We start from the raw sequence: 18,805 nt of genomic DNA, 5'->3' as shown, positions 1-18,805 counted from the left end.
CATCGGCATGCCGTTCCTGCTCCGGGTCGAGCTGCCCGACGTGCCCGGGTCGCTGGGCCGCGTCGCGACGGCCATCGGTGAGGCGGGCGGCGACATCGACGCCATCGAGATCGTCGAGCACCGCGACGACGGGTACGCGGTCGACGACGTGCTCCTCGAGCTCGCCCCCGGCCACATGCCCGACTCGATCGTCTCGGCGTGCAACACGCTCGACGGGGTGCAGGTGATCTGGATCAGCCGGTACGCCGCCGGCGGCAACCTGTTCATGGACCTCGAGGCCGTGGAGGAGCTCACCGCCAACCCGAGCCAGGCGCTCGACCGTCTCGTCGACCTGGTGCCGCTGACGTTCCGCGCGGACTGGGCCGCCCGGGTCCGACCCGCCGAGGTGGGGGCCGCGCCGGGCAGCGCGGGCCACGTCGTCCACGCCACGGGTGCGGCCCCGGACACGGTCGTGTGGCCCGGCCTCGACCGCGCCGCGCGGCTGCCGGACGGCGAGGGCGACGTCGTCCAGTGCGGTGCCCCCCTGGAGGTCACCGGCGGGGAGCCGCCCGAGGCGGTCGTCATCGGCCGCCGCGGAGGTCCGGACTTCCTCGACTCCGAGCTCGCCCGCCTGGGCCACCTCGTCGCGCTGGCCGTCTCCATCAGCCGTTCCTGAGCGCGACGGGGGCCGTAGGGCAGACTGTCGCCGTCCCGCTCGCACCCTGACCCCGGAGGTCTCCGTGTCCGCTCGCACCCTTCCGTCCCGCCTCGCCCTCGCCGCCGGCGCCACCCTCGCGCTGGGCCTGCTGGGCGGGTGCGCGAGCACCGTCTCCGCCGGCGACGTCGAGGAGCAGATCACCTCGCAGCTGACCGAGCAGGTCGGCACCGAGCCGGAGAACGTCGACTGCCCCGACGACCTCGAGGCCGAGGAGGGCGCGACCACCACGTGCACCCTGGAGGCCGACGGCGAGGAGTACGACGTCGCCATCGAGGTCACCGGCGTCGACGGTGACAACGTGAACTTCTCCATCCAGGTCGCGGACCAGCCGAACTGACGATGAGAGCCCCCCTCCGCGCCGCCGGGGCCGCCGCCCTGGTCGCCGTGCTGGCCGGGTGCGGCCAGACCGTGGACCCCGGCGACCTGACCGACCAGGTCTCCGCCGCCGTCGAGGACGCGTCCGGCTCGGCGCCCGACGGCGTCGACTGCCCGGAGGACCTCGACGCGGAGGAGGGCGCCACCACCACCTGCGAGGTGAGCGTCGGCGACGAGACGTACGACGCCGACGTCGAGGTGACGGGCGTCGACGGCGACACCGCCGAGTTCGACGTGGCGGTCCCCGACGAGCTGCGGGTCCTGCGGGTGGCCGCCCCCGACGTCGAGGAGCAGATCACCACGCAGCTCGCCGAGCAGGTCGGCACGGCGCCGGAGGACGTGACCTGCCCCGAGGACCTCGTCGGGGAGCAGGGGGCCACGGCCACGTGCACCCTGGAGGCCGACGGCGAGGAGTACGACGTCGCCGTCGAGGTGACCGGCGTCGACGGCACGAACGTGAACTTCTCCATCGAGGTGGCGAGCGAGCCCAACCCGTGAGCGCCGCCGGGTCCACCCGGTGGCAGCGGGTCGCCACCGAGGACGCCGGTCCCTCGTACGCCGAGGCCTACGCGCAGCGGTTCGCCGAGGCGGAGGCCGCGGGTGACGACGTGCACGGCGAGGCGACGTTCCTGGCCGGCCTGCTCGGCCCGGGCAGCCGGGTCCTCGACGCGGGCTGCGGCACCGGTCGGGTCGCCGTCCGCCTCGCCGGGCTCGGCCACGAGGTCGTCGGTGTCGACGTCGACGAGGCCATGCTCGACGTGGCCCGCGCCGCGGCGCCGGCGCTGACCTGGCGGGGCGTGGACCTCGCCGCCCTGCCCGCCGACCTCGTCGGCTTCGACCTCGTCGCGCTCGCCGGCAACGTCGTGCCCCTCTGCGAGACCGGCACGTTGCCGGCCGTCGCGGCCGGGTGCGCCGGTGCCGTCGTCCCCGGCGGGCTCGTCGTCAGCGGCTTCGGCCTCGACGCCGATCACCTGCCCGACGGCTGCCCGGTCACCTCGCTCACCGAGTGGGACGCCGCGTGCGCCGCGGCGGGCCTCGTGCTGCGGCAGCGGTACGCCGGCTGGGACCACGCCACCGCCGGGGTCCCCGGCGACGGGTACGCCGTGAGTGTCCACGTGCGGGCGGTGGCGTCCGAGGAGCGCTCGTGAGGGTCGTCGTGCTCACCGGCGCCGGGATCTCGGCGGAGAGCGGCGTCCCCACCTTCCGCGACGCCGACGGGCTGTGGGAGGGCCACCGCGTCGAGGACGTCGCGACCCCGGAGGCGTTCGCCCGCGACCCCGAGACCGTCCACCGCTTCTACGACGCCCGCCGAGCGGCCCTCGCCGCGGTCGCGCCCAACCCCGCCCACGAGGCCCTGGGGCGGCTCGAACGGGCGCTGGGCGACGACCTGCTGCTGGTGACGCAGAACATCGACGACCTCCACGAGCGCGGCGGCTCGGCCGACGTCCTGCACATGCACGGCCGGCTCCGCTCCGCCCTGTGCGCGGGCTGCGGCGCGCGGACCGGCTGGGAGGGCCCGATGCTCGACGCCGCGCCCTGCGCCGACTGCGGGGGCGACCTGCGCCCGGACGTGGTGTGGTTCGGCGAGGTCCCGCTGGGGATGGACCGCATCCAGCGCGCCGTGGCCGGCTGCGAGGTCTTCTGCTCCATCGGCACGTCCGGCGCCGTCTACCCCGCCGCCGGCTTCGTGCAGTACGCCGCCGCGTACGGCGCGAGGACCCTCGAGCTCAACCTCGTGCCCAGCGAGGGCACGGCCCACTTCGCCGAGGCCCGGCACGGCCCGGCGTCGGTCCTGGTGCCGGCGTGGGTCGACGAGCTGCTCGGCGACTGACGCGCCTGGCCGCGGGCGTGAGGGCCGGGCCCGATCGGGTACCCGTCAGGTCGGCTCCCTACAGTGAGGACACATGACGACGGCGCGACGACAGCAGGTGGTCACGGCCGTCTTCGCCGTCGTCGGGACGGTGCTCCTGGGCTCCCTGCTGCGGCTGACGCCGGGCGGCACGTCGTTCTACGTCGTGACCCTCGCGCTCGCCCTGGTCTGGGCGATCGGCGCGTTCGCCGCCGGCCCGGTCCACCTCGGCCGCCAGGGATGGTTCACGATCCGGCCCTCCGAGCCGGCGCGGCGGCCCGACGAGACCCGCACCGACGCCGGCCCGCGCGACCGGTTCGTCGGACCGCGGCCCTTCCTGGTCCCGCTCGGCATCGGGCTGGGCCTGGCGGGCGTCTTCATCGTCGGCGGGCTCATCGTGCGCGAGATCCCGTTCCTCTACGAGGCCGTCACCGCGGTCCTGGCCTTCGCCGCGGCGGGCACCGGCCCGCTGCTGCTGTTCATCACCGTCGTCAACGGGCTCGGCGAGGAGCTGTTCTTCCGCGGCGCCCTGTACGACGCGGTGCGCGGCCGGAAGGTCCTCATCACCACGGTCGTCTACGCCCTGGCGACGCTGCTGACCGGCAACGTCATGCTCGCGTTCGCCGCCATCGTCCTCGGGGCCATCACGGGCCAGCAGCGCCGCGTGACCGGCGGCATCATGGCACCGATGATCACCCACGTGACCTGGTCGGTCTCGATGCTCTACGCGCTGCCGCTGCTCTTCCCGGTCTGAGGGCCGGGCGCGGGCGGGGCCTCAGGCCTCCGCGGCCTCGCGGTCCTCGATGGCCCGTCGCACGGCCTCCTCGTACGTCATCGGGTCGCCCGGGACGACGTCGAGGATGGAGTGGTCGGAGACGAGCACCTCGGTGTCCATCGAGTCCACGAGGTTGCGGGCCGTCATGGTGTCGACGTCGGTGACCAGGCTCAGCCAGTACGACGACAGCCGCGGGCTCAGGATCGGCACGGGCACGATCGGCGGGGCGTGGCCCTTGATGACCGTGGAGGCCACCCGGAGCATCTCCAGGTAGTCGATCTGGTCGGGCCCGCCGATCTCGAAGACACGGCCCACCGCGGCGTCGTTGCCGGCGACGCCCACGAGGTAGCGGACGACGTCGGCCAGCGAGATCGGCTGGGTGCGGGTCTTCACCCACCGCGGCGCGATCATCGCGGGCAGCTTGTCGACGAGCTGGCGGGTGATCTCCCACGAGATGCCGCCGTGGCCGACGACAATGGCGGCGCGCAGCGCCGTGACCGGCACCCCCGTCGCGCCGAGCAGCTTCTCGACCTCGCGCCGTGAGCGCAGGTGGGGCGAGAGGACCTGGTCGTCGGAGCCGAGGCCGCCGAGGTAGACGATCTGGGACACCCCGGCGGACGACGCCGCCGTCGCGAACGAGCGGGCGGCCTCGGCGTCGAGGCGCTCGAAGTCCTTCGTGCCCAGCGAGTGGACGAAGTAGTAGGCCACGTCGACGTCCGCCAGGGCCTTGTCGAGGGTGTCCGGCTCGAAGACGTCCCCGCCGACGGCCTGGCCCTCGCCGGTGTACTCCTCGGGTCGGCGGGTCATCGCGCGGACCTCGTGCCCCTCGGCCACCAGGGCCGGGACGAGCCGCTGACCGACGAAACCCGTGGCGCCGGTCACCAGGACGCGCAAGGAGTCAGCCATGCCCTCAGTGTGCCCGGAGAGGACGCCCGCCATGCCCTGCGGGGTCCGACGAGCGTGCGGGCGAGGTGCCTAGCGCTGCGACCAGGCCCGCCAGAGCTCGGCGTACCGGCCGCCCGCGGCGACGAGCTCCTCGTGGGGGCCGTCGTCCACGATCCGCCCGTCGTGCATCACCCACACCCGGTCGGCGGTGGCGGCCTGGGTGAGCCGGTGGGCGACGACCAGCGCGGTGCGGCCACGCGTCGCGGCGTACGCCGCCCGCTCGAGGTCGCGGGCGCCCGCCGAGCCCGCCTCGGCGGTGGCCTCGTCGAGGACGGCGACCAGCGGGTCGGCCAGCGGTAGCCGGGCGAGCGCCAGGTGCTGGGCCTGGGCGGGGGTGAGGTCGTGCCCGCCCTCCCCGACCACCGTGTCGAGGCCGTCGGCCAGGGCCTCGACCCACCCGAGCGCCCCCAGGTCACCGAGGACGGCGCGGAGCTCGTCGTCGCCCGCCGACGGCTTCGCGAGCAGCAGGTTGTCGCGGACGGTGCCGGTGTAGACGTGCACCTCCTGCGTCACCACCGCGACGGCGGGGCGGCCCTCGCCGTCGACCGATCCCAGGGGCACGCCCCCGAGCTCGACGGTGCCCCCGGTGGGGACGAGCCGCCCGGCGGCGATCGCGGCCAGGGTGGTCTTGCCGGCGCCGGTGGCCCCGACCACCGCGACCCGCTCGCCGGGGGCGAGGGCGGCGTCGACGCCGACGACGACGGGGCGGCCCTCGACGTAGGCGTGGTCGACGTCCCGCAGCGCCACGCCCGCGCCGGTGGGCCGCCGGAGGTCCGTGGGACGGGCGGGGCGCGGCATCAGCACCATGCCGGTCAACCGGGTCAGCGAGGCCCCGGCGGACTGGACGTCGTCGAAGAAGAACAGCAGCGCTCCGACCGGGTTGAACAGCCGGTGGAAGAACAGCGCCGCCGCGGTGACCTCGCCGACGCTCACGGCGTCCGCACGGACCGCGAGGAAGCCGACCCCGAGGACCAGGAGCAGGCCGAGGCCCTCGGACAGGTTCATCCGGAACCCGAAGCGGGTGAAGAGGCGGAACACGTCGAGGGTGATCTCCGCCGCCGACCACGAGGTCGTCTCGATGCGCTGCTGGGCCTGCGGCGCCAGGCCGTGGGCGCGGAGGGTCGCGCTGCCGCCGATGCCGGTGACCAGCGCCTGGGCGCGGACGCCGTTCGCGGCCCGCTCGGCCTGGTACCTCGGCCCGCTGCGCGGCAGGTACCACCGCAGCGCGAGCACGTACGCCGGCGCCGCGGCGAGCCCCGCCAGCCCGAGGCGCCAGTCGAGGGCGAAGAGCCCGCCGGCGGTGAAGGCGACGGTGACCATCGAGTTCACGACGAGGGGCAGCGCCTCGGTCAGGGACTCCGAGATCAGCCGGACGTCGTCCCCGACGCGGCTGAGCAGGTCGCCGGACCCGGCCCGCTCCAGACGGGCGGGGTCGGTGTGGAGCGCGACGTCGAGGACCTCCTCCCGCAGCTCCGCCAGCGCGGGCTGCCCCAGGGCCGCCAGCGACGTCACACCGACCGCGGTCGCGACCGCGCCGACCACGGCGGCGACCGCGATCCAGACGGCGGCCAGCACGATCCCGGAGGTGTTCCCGCCGGCGTCCACGACGTCGACGACGCGCCCGAGCATGATCGGTCCGACCACGCCGGACGCCCCGACGAGGACGAGGGACACCAGGGTGGTCACCAGAGCGCCGCGCCGCTTCCGCAGCAGGGGCCAGGCGACACGTGCCGCCTCCCCGGCGGTGCTGATCGGGAGCGCGTCCGGGTCCACCCGCTCGCTCGGTCGGTCGCTCATCGCAGCACCGCCTCGGCGTACGCCGTCGCGGCGGGGTCGGTGAGCAGGTCAGTGTGGCGGCCCCGGGCCACGACCCGCCCGTCGGCGACGTGGGCGACCTCGTCGGCGACGTCGAGCAGCGCGGGGCTGGTGGTGAGCACGAGGGTGGTCCGTCCGGTGCGCAGCGCGGCGAGGCCGGCGGCGATGCGCTGCTCGGTCACGGCGTCGACGGCGGTGGTCGGGTCGTGCAGGACCAGGCCCGGCGGGTCGGCCGCGAGCGCCCGGGCGAGGGCGAGCCGCTGGCGCTGGCCGCCGGACAGGTCGGTGCCGTCGGCGCTGATCGGGCGGTCCACGCCGGCGGGGTCCAGCTCGGCGACGTCCGTCGCGGCGGAGGACTCGAGGACGACGGCGAGCCGGTCGCTCTCCAGTCGGCCGGCGGGGTCGACGTTGGTGCGCAGGGTGCCCTCGAACAGGTCGGTGCCGTGGTCGTCGACGAGCAGCCGGGCGGCGCGGTCACCGACGCCGAGGTCGGTCAGCGGCGTCCCGTCGAGCCGGACGGCTCCGGCCTCGGGGCGCCGTTCGCCCCGCAGCAGTGCCAGCAGGCAGGCGGCCGCGGCCGGGTCGTCGAGGACGACGGCGGTGAGGCGCCCCGGCGCGACATGGAGGCTCAGCCCGCGCAGCGGCCCGGTGGTGACGTCGTCGAGGTCCAGGGCGGGCGGGCCGGTCCCGGCGGCGGCCAGGGCGCCGTCCTCGGCGAGCGGGGGCGCGGCGAGGAGCTCCACGACCCGGCCGGCGGCGGCGCGGGACCGGGCGAGGTCCGCGATGAGGTCGGTGGCCATGCGGATGGGCTCGGCGAAGAACTGGGCCAGCCCGACGACGGCGATCAGCTCGCCGACGCCGATCTCGCCCTGCGCGGCCCGCAGCCCGGCCAGCAGCGCGACGACCGCGAGGAAGAGCCCGGACAGCCCGTTCGCGACGCCGACCAGCAGCCCCTCGGAGCGGGCGGAGTCGACTGCGGCGTCCGCGGCGGCGCGGCTGCGGCGGCGGTAGCCCGCGAGGGCGGCGTCCTGCCCACCGATGCCCTGCAGCGGGCGCAGGCCGCGCACCAGGTCGGTCGCCACCCCGGTCGCGTCCCCGACCGCCTCGAGCTGCACCGTGCTGCGGCGGGCCAGGCGCGGGGCGAGGAGCTGCGTGCCCGCCAGCACCAACGGGACCCCGACGAGGACGACCAGCGCCAGCACGGGGTCGATGGTCACGAGGATCACCGTGCTGACCGTCAGGCCCAGCAGTGCGGCCACGGCGAACACGACCTGGCGCAGGACGTTGGAGACCGTCTCGGCGTCGGTGGTGGCGAGGCTCAGCACCTCCCCGACCGGCCGGCCGGTGCGGGCGCCGGCGGGGGCGAGGACGTGCGAGGAGATCTCGCTGCGGATGCGGTGCATCTCCACGGTGCGGGTGCGCAGCACGATCCGGGCGCCGAACCGGAAGGACAGGCCGAGCACGACGAAGAGCAGGGCGGTCGCCCCGCCCCACAGCACGAACGCGAGCGGGTCGCCGGTGGCGACCGCGCGGTCGACGACGACGCCGATCATCACCGGCACCATCGCCTCGCAGACCTGCCAGAGCCCGATGATCACCAGGCTCGCGGCGAGGGGCCGCCGCTGGCGGCGCAGCGTGCGGCGGACGAGCGCGGCGCTCGTCGCTGGCGCCTTCTCCACGGCTCCTCCGCTCGGTGGTGCTGGTCAGGTTAGGCCACCCTAAGCCCGGCGTGGCGCAGTGCACGAAGCGGTCCGGACCGGGTCCCGGACGCCCTAGGCTGGGGCCGAGCCAGAGGAGGCCACCCCATGAGCCAGCACGACCCGGTCGTCCCGGGGCAGCCCGCGAACCAGCCGCCCCCGCCGCCCGCCCCGGCGTACGACGACCGCGCGGCCGACCCGGAGCGTCGTCAGGAGCCCGCGCCCGACGCGGCCCCCGAGCAGCGTCGCCTCAAGGGCACCGCCGACGACCCGTTGCGCGGCTCCGCCGCGAGCCACATCTGGGTCGTGGTCGTGCTGATGGTGGTCCTGCTGGTCCTGCTGGCGATCTTCATCCTGCAGAACCTGGCCTCGGTCCAGGTCAACTACTTCGGCGCCACGGGCAGCTCGCCGCTCGCGGTCGCGCTGCTGCTGGCGTTCGCCGCCGGGCTCGCCGTCGCCGGTCTCGCCGGCACGCTCCGCATCTGGCAGCTGCGTCGGAGGGTCCGCAAGGCCGACCGCTGATCCTCGGGCGCGGGGCGGCTCAGCCGCCCGTGCTGGAGAAGTGCTGGTAGTCCTTCAGGGACTGGTAGTCGCCGCCCCACTGCCACCCGATGCGGGCGAAGGCCCGCACCACGACGTCGTCCGGCCGGACCATGCCGGGCAGGTCGCGGTCGCGGTCGAGCCAGGCGGAGGCCAGCTCGGGGACGACGACGTCGTCGCGGGCGTAGGGGTTCTGGAACGGGTTGAGGTCGATCGCGCGGCCGTAGGCGTGCTCGGAGTACGAGGTCCCGCCGGTCACGGCTCGGCAGACGAACGCGCCGGAGTTGTTGCCGTCCCCGGTGGGCGGCACGTCGAGCTCGTCGGACCGGGTGATCCGGAGCTCCTCGAGGGGGAAGTCGGCGTCCCACAGGTCGCGGAACACCGTCACCATCGGCTCCGCCCACTCCGAGGCGAGCAGCAGCTCCCCGGTGTGGCGCTCGCCGTCGAAGCCGCGGAAGGTCACCCGGACCCACGCCAGGTCGTCGGCGGCGACGGGGCACCCGGCCTCCCAGGTGGACCTCTCGACCACCCGCGCGGGCGCCGGATCGGCGACCCGGCTCGCGAACCCCGACCCCGGCAGGGCGGGGAGCGCGTCGGGCAGGGTGAACGCCCGCTCCCGCAGCGCCGGTGGCGTGGGGCGGACCTCACCGAACCCGTCGGCCCGCTCCGGCAGGACCCGCGTCCCCAGCCACGGCGGGGGCGTCGCCCCGGGCTCCGGCTCGGGCTCCGGCTCGGGCTCACGGCTGGGAGCGGGCGCGGTGGAGCCCGGTGACGAGGACGACGCCGACGGGGCGGGTCCGCCGGAGGCGGGCTCGTCGTCCGCGCAGCCGGCGAGCAGCAGGCCGGCGCACGCCAGCCCCACCACCGCTCGCCTCACCGGGCCAGGCTACGGACCCCAGTAGGGTCGCCCCATGGCCGATGCCAAGCAGTTCGCCGAGGAGGTCCGCCGCGTCGCCGCGGACACGCCGTACATGGTCGCCGACGAGACCGCCGACGGGTTCACCGTCCACATCGACGTCGTCGACGCCCAGTGGTGGACCCTGATGCACCGCAAGTCGCTGAAGAAGGCGTTCACGCACCTCGTGACGGTCGACCCCACGAACGGGACCTACACGGTCACCGACCGTCTGGTCACCGTCGAGTGGCAGGCCGGCGCCGACGTCGCCGGCGGCGTGCCCCGGCCGGTGCTGCGCGCCTCGGCGGGCGGCGCCCAGGGCACGGTCCGCACGATCTCGTTCCGGCGCGAGTACGCCTTCGACGACCAGGGCCAGTACGGCAAGGTCGTGGACTACGCCTTCGACTCCGGCGAGGGCAACCGCCTCATCGACATGGTCGGCGAGCGGCTCGGCCTCGAGAAGAAGCTGAACACCACCGCCAAGGTCGGCCTCGGCTTCGCCGTCCTCGCGATCGGCAGCCTGGCCCTCGGCGGGATCATCCTGGGCATCCTCGCCCTGACGGGAAACTTCCCCTGACGGTCGGGCCCGGGCGCTGCCTCAGCCGGCCGCCTTCGCCTCGTCCACCCGCAGACCCTTGACGAGGGCCTGGAACTCCGGTGTCACCACGTCGAGCTGGTCGGCCAGGCAGGTGCAGCTGACGATCAGCACCGCCCGCCGCCGCTCCTGGGCCGGGTCCTGCAGACCGATGAGGGCCTGCAGGCGCGCCAGGTCGTAGTGCTGGCCGTCGACCTCGGCGGAGGCCCGCAGGACCTGGCTGTACGACGGGGTCTGCTCGGTGCCGAACTGCCGACGGTCCATGAGCTGGGCGTCGCCGGTCTCGTCGCGGAGCCGGAGCACCGCCTCCTCGGCGATCTGCTCCATGGTGGCGTCGTCGGTGCGCCACCCCCCGCTGAAGGAGATGATCGGCGTGTAGTCGCCGGGCGTGTCGTCGCGCAGCGCGACGAACATCGCGTTGCTGACCCCCACCGACTCCGGCTGCACGGCCCGCCACTGCGGACCCGGCAGCTCGAACCGGATGGGGACGGGGAACTCCTCCATGTCGTGCTCTCCTTCTGGTCTCGTCCGGTGCAGCAGGTGGTCAGAAACCGAGGGCGTCGCCGATGCCGCTGGCGGCGTCGCTGATGCCCTCGCCGACGTCCTCGACGCCCTCGGCGATGCCCTCGCCGACGTCCTCGACAGTCTCCACGACCTCGCCCGGGTCGATGGTGATCTCGCCGCCGATCTGGCCACCGATCCCCAGCCCGGCGCCGAGGTGGCCGCCGATCGTGAAGGAGCCGTCGTCGTTCATCCCCACGTCGACGTCCGCGGACGCACCGACGCCGGCCCACGCCTCGCCGGTCACCTGACCGCCGACGCCGCCGACCTCGCCGCCGACGGAGCCCTCGGCGCGGGCGCCGGCGAAGACCTCGCCGCCGGCGTGGACGCCGTCCAGCCCGACGCTGACCTCGCCCTCCGCCTCGGCGCCGACCATGGCCTCGCCCTCGGCGGTGACCGAGGCCATGCCGTACTCGGCGCTCACCGAGCCCTGGGCCTGGGCGGCGTACGCGCCGGCGTTGGCCTGGGCCGCGAGACCGTCGGAGCCGACGCTGGCGGAGGCGCCCGCCTGGGCGGACAGCACGTTGACCTCGCCGTTGCCGGAGACGCCCACGCCGCCGAAGTCGTCCTGGAAGGAGCCCTCGGCACCGAAGGCGGTGGCCTCGGCGTCCTCGCTGCCGAGGTCGACGCTCACGTCGACGCCGGTGCGGTCGTCCCGCCCGTCGCCGTCCTCGTCGACCGCGTCGCCCCACGGGCGGAGCGCGTCCTCGTCGCTCCACGGGGCGTTGCCGACGCTGCCGATCTCGAAGGCCTCGCCGTTCACGGTCACCTCGCCGGAGCCGTCGTCGGGGCTCTGGCCGCTGGCGGTGAGCGTCCCGGGCAGCTTGGCCAGGGCGTCACCGGTCGTCCGGGCGGACTCCGTGACGGAGGTCCGGGCCTCCTCGACCATCTCCTGGGCCTCGCGCATCCGCGCGATCCCGGGGTCGTGGAAGGGACCGGGCGGCGTGGGCCGGCTGCCCCCTCCGCCGAGGGTGCCGGTGGAGCCGAGGCTGCTGTTGTAGTCGGCGACCGCGGAGTTGTGCTCGGCGAGGGCGCGCTCCTGCGCCTCCTTGCCGGCCTTGTACTTCTCGATCGCCTCCTGGGCCTTCGACTGGGCCGACGTCAGCACGCCGGCGTGGTCGCCGAGGGCCTTGCCCGCCGCGCGGGCGTCCTCGCCGACCTCCGTCCAGGGCTTCACCGAGTCCGGGAAGGCCCCGTTGAACGCGTCGGCCGCGCCGCCCTCCCAGGCGGGGGCCCGCAGTCCGGACAGCGTGCCGCCGATCCGGACCATGCGGTCGCCCTCGTCGGTGAACGTGGTGCCGGCGGTCCGGACCTGGCCCGGCTCGCCGGGCACGATCTCCTTGGGGTTCTCGGTCTCGCCGAGCTCCTTCGTGCTGAGCTCGCTCATACCGGGACACCCCCGCCCGCGGGCCGCATGCCGGCGGCGGACTCGTTGTCCGTCGAGACGAAGTCGGCCAGCTGGTCGCGGACGCTGGACGCCGCGGCCTGGGCGTCGGTCGCGAGGGCGCGGACCGCGCCCTGCAACCCCTCCTTCGCGGAGTCGACGTACCCCGAGAGGACGACGTCGCCGTACGTCTCGGGGCTGGGGGCGGTCAGGGAGATGGTGCGGGTGACGGAGTCGGACACGGCGTCGTCGATGTCGGACGCCAGGCTCCTCAGCTGTTGCTCCACGACCTGGATCGTCATGGGTTCCTCCTCGACGGATGTCTCGGGTGGATCACGCAGTGGCCAGGCTCATGCCCGGCTCTGCGGCCGCCGAAACCTCACGAGCGCACCCGATCCGGCGGGGAGCTTGATCCTGTCCGTCTCCTCGGAGACTGCTGTCGGGGTGGTGAGCAGCACCTCGGCGGGCCCGTCCAGCGCGTGGTCGTACGACGCCTCGCCCAGGTTGAGGACCACCAGCACGTCCCCGCGGCGCAGCGTCAGGACGCGCGCCTCGTCGTCGGCGGTGGCCCGCACGGCGCCGAGGTCGGGGTCGGTGAGCGCGGGGACGGTGCGACGCAGCTCGGCGAGGCGCCGGTAGGCGTCGAGGACGACGGCGTGGCGACCGCGGTCGACCTCGGACCAGTCGAGGCGGCTCATGGCGAACGTCGCGGGGTCCTGGGGGTCCGGCACGGTGTCCGGGTCCCAGCCCATCTTCGCGAACTCCTCGATCCGGCCTGTCCGCGTGGCCTCGGCGATCTCGGGGTCGGTGTGGGAGGTGAAGAACGCGAACGGCGTCGAGGCGGCCCACTCCTCTCCCATGAACAGCATGGGCGTGAACGGGCCGGCCATGACGAGCATCGCCGCCATCACCAGGCGGTCGTCGTCCAGGTGGCCGGGCTCCGGGTCGGAGGGGCGGTCGCCGCGCGCGCGGTTGCCGACCTGGTCGTGGTTGGAGGAGCAGACGACGAGACGCCAGGACGGCATGTGGTCGACGTCGACGGGCCGGCCGTGGTCGGCCTCGCGGAACGACGACCACGTGCCGTCGTGGAAGAAGCCCCGCTCGCACACCTTGGCGAGCGCCGAGAGCGGTGCGAAGTCGGCGTAGTAGCCGTGGGTCTCCCCGCTCAGCGCGACGTGGACGGCGTGGTGGAAGTCGTCGCTCCACTGCGCGTCGATGCCCCGGCCGCCGCCCTCGCGGGGCGTGACCATGCGCGTGTCGTTGAGGTCGGACTCGGCGATCAGCGTCAGCGGCCGGCGCAGGTGCGCCGACAGGGCGGCGACCTCGACGGCCATCTCCTCGAGCAGGTGGGTCGGCGAGGAGTCGACGAGCGCGTGCACGGCGTCGAGGCGGAGGCCGTCGACGTGGTAGGCCGACAGCCACATCGCGACGTCGTCCAGGATGTAGCGCCGGACCTCGTCGCTGCCCTCGGCGTCGAGGTTGACCTGGTCGCCCCAGGTGTTGCTGCCCTCGGTCAGGTAGGGCCCGAACGCGGGCAGGTAGTTCCCGGACGGGCCGAGGTGGTTGTAGACGACGTCCTGGATCACGCCGAGGCCGGCGGCGTGGCAGCCGTCGACGAACCGCTGGTACGCCGCGGGGCCGCCGTACGTCTCGTCGACGGCGAACCAGCCGACGCCGTCGTAGCCCCAGTTGTGGGTGCCGTCGAAGGAGTTGACCGGCATCAGCTCGACGAGGTCGACGCCGATCGAGACGAGGTGGTCGAGCTTCCCGAGGGCGGCGTCGAGGGTGCCCTCGGGGGTGAAGGTGCCGACGTGCAGCTCGTAGACGACGGACCCGGCGAGCTGGCGTCCGGTCCAGGCCTGGTCGGTCCACGCGAACGCCGACGCGTCGTACGTGCGGGACCGGCCGTGGACGCCGTCAGGCTGGCGCCGCGAGCGGGGGTCGGGGAGGACCGTCTCGTCGCCGTCGAGGCGGTAGCCGTAGTCGACCTCGCCGTCCGGGGTGGGGCCGTCGGGGGTCCACCAGCCGCCGCCGCGGCGTCGCATGGCGACGACCTCGTCGGCCACCGTGAGGTCGACGCGCTCCGCGGCAGGTGCCCAGACGTCGAAGCGGCTCACGCGTCCGCCCCCGCGGGAGCCAGCAGCGCCACCGGGTAGGCGTCCAGCAGCTCGGAGAGCAGGACGTCGCCGGCCCACTCCCGGCCGGTGAGGCGGTCGACCAGGGGGACGTCACCGGGCTGGCTCGGCAGGCGCAACCGGGTGTCGCCCCAGCCGCCGGCCCCGGCCAGGCCGATGGGCAGGCGGGTGGCGACGGTGACGGCGCCGCCACGGTCGAAGGCGAGCACGTGGCCGGCCGCCGGGCCCTCGGCCAGGAGGGGCTCGTAGGTGGTGAACAGCTCGCGGGCGTCGCGACGCAGGCGCAGCGCCGTGCGGACGACGTGGAGCTTCGCGGCGCCGGCGTCCTGGCGGCTGCCGACCCACGGGGGGCGGACGCCGCCGGCGACGGCGTCGACGACGGTCCGGCGGACCTCGAAGTCGACCTCCCGCCGGTTGTCGGGGTCGACGAGGCTCTGCTCCCACATCTCGCTGCCCTGGTAGACGTCGGGGACGCCCGGGATCGTGAGCGAGACGAGCTTCGCGGCGAGCCCGTTGGACTGCCCGGCCCGGGTGGTGGCGGCGAGCAGCTCCTCGATGATCGCGACCACCCGACGGTCGTCGAAGGCGGCGTCGACGCAGGCGTGGACGGCGGCCTCGTAGGCCTCGTCGGGGGCCGTCCACTGCGTCCGGTCGCCGGCCTCACGCATCGCCTTCTCGGCGTACGCGTGGAGCCGGGGCCGCAGGTCCGGGTGGGGGCGCGACGGCCAGGCGCCGAGGATCGCCTGCCACAGCAGCGACGCGAACGACGGGTCGGGCACGGGCACGGCCTCGAGGAGCCGGTCGAGGGCGTCCTCCCACAGCGCGGGGACCTCGGCGAGGACGGCGATCCGCGCCCGCACGTCCTCGCTGCGCTTGGTGTCGTGGGTCGACGTCGCGGTCATCGCGTCGGGCCAGGTGTGCTGGCGGCGCGCCATGGCGGCGTGGAAGTCGGTAGGGGCGACGGCGAAGACGGACGGGTCGCCGCCGACCTCGGACAGCGACGACAGCCGCGAGGTGCGGTAGAACGCGCAGTCCTCCACGCCCTTGGCCATGACCATGCCGGAGGTCTGCTGGAACCGCAGCGCGGCGGGCTCGGCCGGGTCGGCGAGGACCGGGGCGAGCACGTCGAGGACGTCGTCCAGGTCACCGCGGCGCTCCCGGGCCTCGGCGACGGCGCGCTCGAGGTGCTCCTGCCCGGTGGGCAGGTAGGAGCGGTAGACCTCGAAGCAGGCGAGCAGCTCGGCGACGGCGTCGACGAGGCGGTCTGCGTCCGCGCCGGCCAGGCGGTCGGCGGGCAGCTCGCGGACGATGCGGCGGACCTCGGAGCCGAGCGCACCGTCGGCGACGGCGCGCTTGGTGTCGTGGATCAGCGCGTGCCAGTCGTAGGGCCGTCGGGCCAGGCGGGCCTCGAGCGCGGTGAGCGGCTCCTCGCCGGCGGGGTCGACGAGGACGCGGTCGACCTGGGCCATGGCGTCGTACCCGGTGGTGCCGGCGGTGGACCAGCTCTGCGGGAGCTCCTCGCCGGGCTCGAGGATCTTCTCGACGAGCACGTAGGCGCCGCCGGTGAGCTCGGCGAGGTCGGCGAGGTAGCCCTCGGGGTCGCGCAGCCCGTCCGGGTGGTCGACGCGGAGGCCGTCGGCGAGGCCCTCGCGGAACCAGCGCCCGATCTCGGCGTGGGACTCGTCGAACCAGCGCTGCTCCTCGACCCGGATCCCGGCGAGGGTGTTGACCGCGAAGAACCGGCGGTAGTTCAGCCCGTGGTCCGCCTCGCGCCAGTGCGCGAGGCGGTAGTGCTGCTCGTCGAGCGTCGTCGTGCCGGGGGCCAGCGGGTAGCGGTTGTCGTGGTAGCGGACCTCGCCGGCCTCCACGTCGACCTCGATGGCGCCCTCGTCGCCGTCCCCGACGACCGGGACCACGAGCCTGCCGTCGCCGGCCTCCCAGTCGACGTCGAACGCGTCGGCGTACGCCGAGCCGCGGCCGTTCCTCAGCAGGTCCCACCACCAGGGGTTCGCGGCGGGGGTCGCGACGCCGACGTGGTTGGGGACGATGTCGATCAGCACGCCCATCCCGAGGCTGTGGGCCTGCCGGGACAGCGCCTCCAGCTCGGTGCCACCGCCGCGGGAGCCGTCGACGCGGGAGTGGTCGACGACGTCGTACCCGTGGTCGCTGCCGGGCTCGGCCTCGAGCAGCGGCGACAGGTAGACCCAGTCGACGCCCAGGTCGCGGAGGTAGGAGAGGTGGCCGGCGGCCTCGGCGAGGTCGAACCCCTCACGGACCTGCAGCCGGTAGGTGCTGGTCGGGACGCGCCGCTGGTCGGCCTGGCTCATGCTCACCCCTCGCTGACGGGCTGGGAACGGTCGGCGTACGCCGCGATCGAGGCGTCGACGGAGTGGTCGACCTCGGGCGCGGGCGGCTGCGCCTCGCGCAGCACGAGCAGGCTGGACGACGACATCGGCAGGGTCGCGCCCGGCTCGACCCCGGCCCGGCCGGTGACCTCGCCGGAGGTGTCGATGACGACGTCCCAGCCGTCGGCGTACTCCGCCGGCGGGAGGGTGATCTCGGCGTCGCCGTCGGCGTTGAAGTAGAGCAGGAAATGGTCGTCGACGATCGAGCCGCCGCGGGCGTCCTTGCCGGCGATGCCGTGGCCGTTGAGGTACATGCCGAGGGCCTGGGCCGGCGACTCGCCGTGCCAGTCGTCGTCCTCCATCGGGCGGCCGTCGAGGTGCAGCCACACGATGTCGTTGAGGCGGTCGCCCTCGTCGCCGGTCGGCACCCGCACCTGGTCGCCGGTGAAGAACCGCTTGCGGCGGAACGTCGGGTGGTCGTGGCGCAGCTTGGTGACCGCGGCGGTGAACTCGACCAGGGGGCCGTCGACGGCGTCCCAGTCCATCCACGCGATCGCGGAGTCCTGGGCGTAGGTGTTGTTGTTGCCGTCCTGGGTGCGACCCATCTCGTCGCCGTGCAGGATCATCGGCACCCCCTGGCTGAGCAGGAGCGTGGCCAGGAAGTTGCGCTGCGCCCGCGCCCGCTTGCGCAGGACCTCGGGGTCGTCGGTGGGGCCCTCGACGCCGAAGTTCTGCGACCGGTTGTGGCTCTCGCCGTCGTTGTTGTCCTCGCCGTTGGCCTCGTTGTGCTTCTCGGTGTACGACACCAGGTCGCGCATCGTGAAGCCGTCGTGGGCGGTGACGAAGTTGATGCTCGCCACCGGGCGGCGTCCGGAGTGCTCGTAGTAGTCGCTGGAGCCGGCCAGGCGGCTGGCGAACTCGCCGAGGCTGGGCTCGCCGCGCCAGAAGTCGCGGACGGTGTCGCGGTAGGCGCCGTTCCACTCCGCCCACAGCGGCGGGAAGTTGCCGACCTGGTAGCCGCCGGGGCCGACGTCCCAGGGCTCGGCGATGAGCTTGACCTGGCTCACGACCGGGTCCTGCTGCACGAGCTCGAAGAAGGTCGCGAGGCGGTCGACGTCGTAGAACTCGCGGGCCAGGGCGCTGGCGAGGTCGAAGCGGAAGCCGTCGACGTGCATCTCGGTGACCCAGTAGCGCAGCGAGTCCATGATCAGCTGCAGCGAGTGCGGCTGGCGGACGTTGAGAGAGTTCCCGGTGCCGGTGTAGTCCATGTAGTACTGCTCGTCGTCCTCGACGAGGCGGTAGTACGCGGGGTTGTCGATGCCCTTGAAGCTCAGCGTCGGGCCGAGGTGGTTGCCCTCGGCGGTGTGGTTGTAGACCACGTCGAGGATGACCTCGATGCCGGCGTCGTGCATCGACTTCACCAGCGCCTTGAACTCCTGCACCTGGTGGCCGGCGTCGCCGGTGGCGGCGTACGCGGCGTGGGGGGCGAAGAACCCGAGGGTGTTGTAGCCCCAGTAGTTGCGCAGCCCCTGCTCGAGCAGGGTGTTGTCCTGCACGAACTGGTGGACCGGCATCAGCTCGATGGCGGTGACGCCGATCTTGCGGAGGTGGTCGGTGATCGCGGGGTGCGCGAGGCCGGCGTACGTGCCGCGCTGCTCCTCGGGCACGTCGGGGTGCTGGATGGTCATGCCCTTGACGTGGGCCTCGTAGATCACGGTCTCGTTGAGCGGGGTCCGCGGGGCGCGGTCGCCCTCCCAGTCGAAGAACGGGTTGATGACGACACCGAGCGTCATGTGCGGCCCGGAGTCCTCGTCGTTGCGGGAGTCCGGGTCGTCGAAGTCGTAGCCGAACAGCGACGGGTCCCAGTCGATCTCGCCGTGGGTCGCCTTGGCGTAGGGGTCGAGCAGCAGCTTGTTCGGGTTGCAGCGCAGCCCGTTCTCCGGGTCCCACGGGCCGTGGACGCGGTAGCCGTACCGCTGCCCCGGCTGGACCGTCGGCAGGTAGCAGTGCCACACGTAGGCGTCGACCTCGGTCAGCTCGACGCGGGTCTCGGTGCGGGTGCCGTCGGCCGCCACCTCGATGAGGCACAGCTCCACCCGCTCGGCGGCCTCGCTGAAGAGCGCGAAGTTGGTCCCGCTCCCGTCGAACGTCGCGCCCAAGGGATAGGGCTCTCCCGGCCAGCTCTCCACCACAGTCG

18 protein-coding genes are annotated in these 18,805 nt (G+C 74.3%); 8 read left to right on the top strand and 10 right to left on the bottom strand.

All coding sequences use genetic code 11. The features are described 5' to 3' along the window. Window positions 1-7: 7 nt before the first annotated feature. The 6 genes from Q0858_RS15285 to Q0858_RS15260 all read left to right on the top strand — a co-directional run bounded on the left by Q0858_RS15285 (window position 8) and on the right by Q0858_RS15260 (window position 3,675). The gene (locus Q0858_RS15285; protein WP_299056125.1) at window positions 8-655 is read left to right on the top strand and encodes an ACT domain-containing protein; all 648 of its coding nucleotides are present in this window, start codon (window positions 8-10) and stop codon (window positions 653-655) included. Window positions 656-719: 64 nt separating this feature from the next. Beyond that, window positions 720-1,034 (top strand): DUF4333 domain-containing protein, encoded by a 315-nt coding sequence (locus Q0858_RS15280; protein WP_299056122.1) that lies wholly within the window; start codon window positions 720-722, stop codon window positions 1,032-1,034. A gap of 2 nt (window positions 1,035-1,036) precedes the next feature. After that, window positions 1,037-1,570, top strand: coding sequence for a DUF4333 domain-containing protein (locus Q0858_RS15275; protein WP_299056119.1), 534 nt, complete (start codon window positions 1,037-1,039; stop codon window positions 1,568-1,570). Then, window positions 1,567-2,220, top strand: coding sequence for a class I SAM-dependent methyltransferase (locus Q0858_RS15270; RefSeq protein ID WP_299056116.1), 654 nt, complete (start codon window positions 1,567-1,569; stop codon window positions 2,218-2,220). The genes Q0858_RS15275 and Q0858_RS15270 overlap by 4 nt, the downstream gene beginning before the upstream one ends. Continuing rightward, window positions 2,217-2,903, top strand: a complete 687-nt coding sequence (locus tag Q0858_RS15265; protein WP_299056114.1) for an NAD-dependent deacylase — start codon at window positions 2,217-2,219, stop codon at window positions 2,901-2,903. The genes Q0858_RS15270 and Q0858_RS15265 overlap by 4 nt, the downstream gene beginning before the upstream one ends. Before the next feature lie 73 nt (window positions 2,904-2,976). After that, window positions 2,977-3,675 (top strand): CPBP family intramembrane glutamic endopeptidase, encoded by a 699-nt coding sequence (locus tag Q0858_RS15260; protein WP_299056112.1) that lies wholly within the window; start codon window positions 2,977-2,979, stop codon window positions 3,673-3,675. Window positions 3,676-3,696: 21 nt separating this feature from the next. Here Q0858_RS15260 and Q0858_RS15255 read toward each other — a convergent pair whose 3' ends face one another. From Q0858_RS15255 to Q0858_RS15245, 3 genes are all read right to left on the bottom strand, one after another. Next, window positions 3,697-4,602, bottom strand: a complete 906-nt coding sequence (locus Q0858_RS15255) for an NAD(P)H-binding protein (protein ID WP_299056110.1) — start codon at window positions 4,600-4,602, stop codon at window positions 3,697-3,699. Window positions 4,603-4,671: 69 nt separating this feature from the next. Beyond that, on the bottom strand, window positions 4,672-6,438 hold the full coding sequence (locus Q0858_RS15250; RefSeq protein WP_299056108.1) for an ABC transporter ATP-binding protein: 1,767 nt from the start codon (window positions 6,436-6,438) through the stop codon (window positions 4,672-4,674). Then, entirely contained in the window at window positions 6,435-8,135 is a 1,701-nt protein-coding gene (locus Q0858_RS15245) for an ABC transporter ATP-binding protein (protein ID WP_299056106.1), read from the bottom strand. Before Q0858_RS15245 ends, Q0858_RS15250 begins: the two co-directional genes overlap by 4 nt. Window positions 8,136-8,261: 126 nt before the next feature. On the opposite strand from Q0858_RS15245, the gene Q0858_RS15240 reads away from it, so the two are divergent. After that, on the top strand, window positions 8,262-8,675 hold the full coding sequence (locus Q0858_RS15240) for a lipopolysaccharide assembly protein LapA domain-containing protein (protein WP_299056103.1): 414 nt from the start codon (window positions 8,262-8,264) through the stop codon (window positions 8,673-8,675). A 19-nt stretch (window positions 8,676-8,694) separates the two neighbouring features. Here Q0858_RS15240 and Q0858_RS15235 read toward each other — a convergent pair whose 3' ends face one another. After that, window positions 8,695-9,570, bottom strand: coding sequence for a M15 family metallopeptidase (locus tag Q0858_RS15235; RefSeq protein ID WP_299056101.1), 876 nt, complete (start codon window positions 9,568-9,570; stop codon window positions 8,695-8,697). A gap of 34 nt (window positions 9,571-9,604) precedes the next feature. Here Q0858_RS15235 and Q0858_RS15230 point away from each other — a divergent pair, with 34 nt between their 5' ends. Beyond that, entirely contained in the window at window positions 9,605-10,165 is a 561-nt protein-coding gene (locus Q0858_RS15230; protein ID WP_299056098.1) for a hypothetical protein, read from the top strand. A gap of 21 nt (window positions 10,166-10,186) precedes the next feature. Here Q0858_RS15230 and Q0858_RS15225 read toward each other — a convergent pair whose 3' ends face one another. Genes Q0858_RS15225 through glgX form a run of 6 tightly spaced genes read right to left on the bottom strand, consistent with a single transcriptional unit; the run spans window position 10,187 to window position 18,797 of the window. Beyond that, window positions 10,187-10,687, bottom strand: a complete 501-nt coding sequence (locus Q0858_RS15225) for a hypothetical protein (protein WP_299056095.1) — start codon at window positions 10,685-10,687, stop codon at window positions 10,187-10,189. A gap of 40 nt (window positions 10,688-10,727) precedes the next feature. Further along, window positions 10,728-12,131: a putative T7SS-secreted protein gene (locus Q0858_RS15220; RefSeq protein WP_299056092.1), complete on the bottom strand. Its 1,404-nt coding sequence runs from the start codon at window positions 12,129-12,131 to the stop codon at window positions 10,728-10,730. Beyond that, window positions 12,128-12,430, bottom strand: a complete 303-nt coding sequence (locus Q0858_RS15215; RefSeq protein ID WP_299056090.1) for a hypothetical protein — start codon at window positions 12,428-12,430, stop codon at window positions 12,128-12,130. The genes Q0858_RS15220 and Q0858_RS15215 overlap by 4 nt, the downstream gene beginning before the upstream one ends. A 48-nt stretch (window positions 12,431-12,478) precedes the next feature. Then, window positions 12,479-14,245, bottom strand: a complete 1,767-nt coding sequence (gene treZ / locus Q0858_RS15210; RefSeq protein WP_299056088.1) for a malto-oligosyltrehalose trehalohydrolase — start codon at window positions 14,243-14,245, stop codon at window positions 12,479-12,481. Beyond that, complete coding sequence (treY, locus tag Q0858_RS15205) at window positions 14,242-16,590, bottom strand: malto-oligosyltrehalose synthase (protein WP_299056086.1); 2,349 nt, start codon at window positions 16,588-16,590, stop codon at window positions 14,242-14,244. Before treY ends, treZ begins: the two co-directional genes overlap by 4 nt. A 2-nt stretch (window positions 16,591-16,592) precedes the next feature. Further along, window positions 16,593-18,797: a glycogen debranching protein GlgX gene (glgX, locus tag Q0858_RS15200; RefSeq protein WP_299056084.1), complete on the bottom strand. Its 2,205-nt coding sequence runs from the start codon at window positions 18,795-18,797 to the stop codon at window positions 16,593-16,595. Window positions 18,798-18,805 lie beyond the last annotated feature (8 nt).

It is taken from the genome of uncultured Nocardioides sp., from assembly GCF_947489365.1.
Classification (GTDB): Bacteria; Actinomycetota; Actinomycetes; order Propionibacteriales; family Nocardioidaceae; genus Nocardioides.
This window is presented reverse-complemented; position numbering and strand designations above follow the sequence as displayed.